This is a genomic window from Mesorhizobium sp. M4A.F.Ca.ET.020.02.1.1 (genome assembly GCF_004022645.1).
Taxonomy (GTDB): Bacteria; Pseudomonadota; Alphaproteobacteria; order Rhizobiales; family Rhizobiaceae; genus Mesorhizobium.
On sequence record NZ_RZOI01000563.1, the window covers coordinates 1 to 4,083 of the forward strand.

Annotated in this window: 4 protein-coding genes; 1 reads left to right on the top strand and 3 read right to left on the bottom strand. The window is 65.3% G+C overall.

The features are described 5' to 3' along the window. Positions 1–1,040: diguanylate cyclase (locus EN742_RS26690; protein ID WP_128333466.1), on the top strand; the 1,040-nt coding region annotated here is incomplete at its 5' end. 9 nt (positions 1,041–1,049) lie between these two features. Here EN742_RS26690 and EN742_RS26695 read toward each other — a convergent pair. From EN742_RS26695 to EN742_RS26705, 3 genes are all read right to left on the bottom strand, one after another. Next, a complete protein-coding gene (locus tag EN742_RS26695) occupies positions 1,050–1,928 on the bottom strand; it encodes a 3-hydroxybutyryl-CoA dehydrogenase (protein WP_126058112.1) in 879 nt (292 codons plus the stop codon). A 117-nt stretch (positions 1,929–2,045) separates the two neighbouring features. Further along, positions 2,046–2,975 carry an electron transfer flavoprotein subunit alpha/FixB family protein gene (locus EN742_RS26700; protein ID WP_126058113.1) on the bottom strand — a complete coding sequence of 310 codons (930 nt, stop codon included), beginning with the start codon at positions 2,973–2,975 and terminating at the stop codon, positions 2,046–2,048. Between the two features lie 23 nt (positions 2,976–2,998). Beyond that, the gene (locus tag EN742_RS26705) at positions 2,999–3,748 is read right to left on the bottom strand and encodes an electron transfer flavoprotein subunit beta/FixA family protein (RefSeq protein ID WP_126058114.1); all 750 of its coding nucleotides are present in this window, start codon (positions 3,746–3,748) and stop codon (positions 2,999–3,001) included. Positions 3,749–4,083 lie beyond the last annotated feature (335 nt).

Genomic DNA, 4,083 nt, shown 5'->3' on the forward strand with positions numbered 1-4,083 from the left:
TTGGCAGCCTTACCGATATCACCCAGCGCAAGGAGGCCGAAGCGCGGCTCATCGTCTCGGCGGCGATGCTGGCCGACGAAAAGGAACGGCTGAGGGTGACGCTGCAGTCGATCGGCGACGCCGTCATCTGCACGGATGCCGCCAACCGCGTCACCTTCATGAATCCCATCGCCGAAAAGCTGACCGGCGTCGCGGCGGGCGACGGTCTCGGCAAGACGCTCGGTCATGTCTACTGGGCCGTCGACGAGGAAACGGGACAGCGGATCGGCGTGGCGCGACCCCCGGCCGGCAGCCCTGGCCCGGCGGACCACAACAGCCGCGCGGTGCTGATCCGGCGCGACGACACTCGCTGCAGCATCCGGCAGGTCGTGTCGCCGATCATCAACGAGCGAGCCGAGTTCTGCGGGCTGGTCATCGTGTTCCAGGATTTCACCGATGCGCGCGCCCTGCAGCGCCAACTCGCCCATGCTGCCGCGCATGACGCACTCACCGGCCTTGCCAACCGGTCGAGTTTCATCCACGCCATGGAGGACCTTGCCGATCAAAGCGGCAAGACCGGGGCGACGGCGTCCGCCGGAGACGGCGAGCATCAGTTCATGTTCATCGACCTCGACCATTTCAAGCAGGTCAACGACACGGGCGGCCACGCCGCCGGCGATGCCCTGCTGAAGCAAGTCGCCAATGCCATCCGTGGCGTGCTCGGCCCGGGAGACCTTGTCGCCCGCCTCGGCGGCGACGAATTCGCGGTCATCCTGAAATCGGGCTCCGCGGCTGGCGCCAGAATCGCGGCGTGTTCCATCATCGACGCGATCCGCGGCCTGAATTTCACCTGGGACGGCCGGGCGCATTCGATCGGCGCCAGCATCGGGCTGGCCCCGATCCGCGCCGGCTGCGGCGAGGTTGACGAGATCATCGCACGGGCCGACGCGGCCTGCTATGCGGCCAAGGCGGCCGGACGAGGCTGTGTTTCCACGGCGCCGGACGAGGACGCCGAAGGCGAACAGGCGCAAGCGGCCAAGCCGCTGGCGGCGGCGTCCTGAAAGCCGGGATCAGCGCGTCGGAACCGGATGCTCGCCGCGGTAGTCGTAGAAGCCGCGGCCGGTCTTGCGGCCGAGCCAGCCGGCCTCGACATATTTCACCAGCAGTGGGCAAGGGCGGTATTTCGAATCCGACAGGCCCTCATGCAGCACCTGCATGATCGACAGGCACGTATCCAGGCCGATGAAGTCCGCCAGCTGCAGCGGTCCCATCGGGTGGTTGGCGCCGAGCTTCATGGCGGTGTCGATCGCATCGACCGTGCCGACGCCCTCATAGAGCGTGTAGATTGCCTCGTTGATCATCGGCAACAGGATGCGATTGACGATGAAGGCGGGGAAATCCTCGGAGACGGTGATCGTCTTGTCGAGGTGCCTCACATAGGTCTTGGCGGCCTCGAAGGTTTGGTCCTCGGTGGCGATGCCGCGCACCAGCTCGACCAGCTTCATCACCGGAACCGGGTTCATGAAATGTATGCCGATGAACCGCTCTGGCCGATCGGTCTGCGCCGCAAGCCGTGTGATCGAGATCGACGAGGTGTTGGTTGCCAGGATCGCCTCGGGGTTTAACTGCGGGCAGAGCTGGGCATAAATCTTGCGCTTGACCGTCTCGTCCTCGGTGGCCGCCTCGATCACCAGATCGGCGCCGGCGAGATCGGCCATCGCGGACGCAGCCGAAATGCGTCCCATCGCCTCGTTGCGGGCCTTCTCCTCCAGTTTGCCGGAGCCCACCTGGCGCGCCATGTTGCCGCTGATCGTGGCGATGCCCTTCTCGATGCGCTCGGGCGAAATGTCGTAGATGAGCACCTTGTAGCCGGAAAGCGCAGAGACATGGGCGATGCCGCCGCCCATCTGGCCCGCGCCCACGATGCCGATCGTCTCGATCTTGCTCATTACACCGATCCCGTCGAAAAGGCCTTGGTGGCCGCTTTTTGTGCGGTGCAAACTAAAAGGGCGGGGCGACTTCGTCTACCCCGCCCTTCACAATTTAATACGCTTCGGCAGAGAGCGTCAAAGCGCCTTTTGCAGTTCCGGCAGGATGACGAAGAGATCGCCGACGAGGCCGTAGTCGGCGACCTGGAAGATCGGCGCCTCCTCGTCCTTGTTGATGGCGACGATGACTTTGGAATCCTTCATGCCGGCGAGGTGCTGGATGGCACCGGAAATACCGACGGCGATGTAGAGATCAGGGGCGACCACCTTGCCGGTCTGGCCGACCTGCCAGTCGTTCGGCGCATAGCCGGCATCGACCGCGGCGCGTGAAGCGCCGACGGCGGCGCCGAGCTTGTCGGCGACGGGCAGGATGACCTCCTGGAACTTCTCCGAGGAGCCGAGCGCGCGGCCGCCGGAAATGATGATCTTGGCCGAGGTCAGCTCCGGACGGTCGGTCTCGGAGAGCTTGTTCTCGACGAAGGAGGAGAGACCGGGATTAGCCGCGGCGCTAACCGTCTCGACGGCGGCCGAGCCGCCCTCGGGTGCTCCTTGGAAGGAAGCGGTGCGCACCGTGATCACCTTCTTGGCGTCGGTAGCCTGCACGGTCTGGATGGCGTTGCCGGCATAGATCGGACGCTTGAAGGTGTCGGGCGAGACCACCTCGATGATCTCGGACACCTGCGCGACGTCGAGCAGGGCAGCCACGCGAGGCGCGACGTTCTTGCCCGTCGAGGTGGCCGGAGCGATAATGGTATCGTAGGCGCCAGCCAGCGACACAACCAGTGCCGCGGTCGGCTCGGCGAGGCGCTCAGCAAGCTCGTCGGCCTCGGCGAGCAGCACCTTGTTCACGCCCTTCAGCTTCGAAGCGGCGTCCGCCGCGCCCTTGGCGCCCTTGCCGGCCACCAGCACATGCACGTCCGAACCGATCTGAAGCGCCGCCGACAGCGCCTTGGCGGTCTGGTCGGAAAGGGTTGCGTTGTCGTGTTCGGCGATGAGGAGAATAGCCATTTTCGTGTTCCTTTCCCGATCGCTTACAGCACGCCGGCTTCGTTCTTGAGCTTCTCGACCAGCTCGGCGACGCTCTTGACCTTTACGCCCGCCTTGCGGCCGCCCGGCTCCTCGGTCTTGATCACCTTGAGGCGCGGCTTGACGTCGGCGCCGTAGTCGGCTGGGCTTTTCTCGTCCAGCGGCTTCTTCTTGGCCTTCATGATGTTGGGCAGCGAGGCGTAGCGCGGCTGGTTGAGGCGAAGGTCGGCGGTGACGATCGCCGGCATCTTCAGCTCCACCGTCTGCAGGCCGCCATCGACCTCGCGCGTCACCTTGGCATGATCGCCGGCGAGTTCCACCTTGGAGGCGAAGGTGCCCTGAGCCCAGCCCAGCAGCGCCGCCAGCATCTGGCCGGTCTGGTTGCTGTCATCGTCGATCGCCTGCTTGCCGAGGATGACAAGGCCGGGCTGCTCGGCCTCGACCACGCCCTTCAGCACCTTGGCGACGCCGAGCGGCTCGGTCTGCTCGTCGGTCTTGACCAGGATAGCGCGGTCGGCACCCATGGCGAGCGCGGTGCGCAGCGTTTCCTGCGCCTGCTGCGGGCCGATCGAGACGACGATGATCTCTTCCGCCTTGCCGGCTTCCTTCAGCCGGATCGCTTCCTCCACCGCGATCTCGTCGAACGGGTTCATTGCCATCTTGACGTTGGCGAGCTCGACCGCCGAACCGTCCGACTTGACCCGCACCTTAACATTGGCATCCACAACCCGCTTCACGGGCACAAGGATCTTCATTTTCCTGTCACCTCTTTCAAGATTTTGGGCGCGCTATAGCAGCGCGCGCCGGGTCAGAGTTGTCGAAAGCCGACATTCCAGACGGAATTCTGGACTTCATCCGCCGTTGCGGTGGCGTTTCCGTAGTGGCGGGAATCGGGCTCGTCAATATCCGCGACGCACTCAAATCGGTTCAGTCCTGGCTTGAAGCGGCTCCTCGACCCCACTGTGGCGCGGGCTGCGCTGCAGCTGGAGCGCTGGCGGCTGGTTCGGCCGGGACGCGCGCCTGCTCGACGTCTGGCGCAGGTTCGGGTTCCCCGTCCGCGCCGGCCAGCAGCGGCACGCCGCGGTTGCGC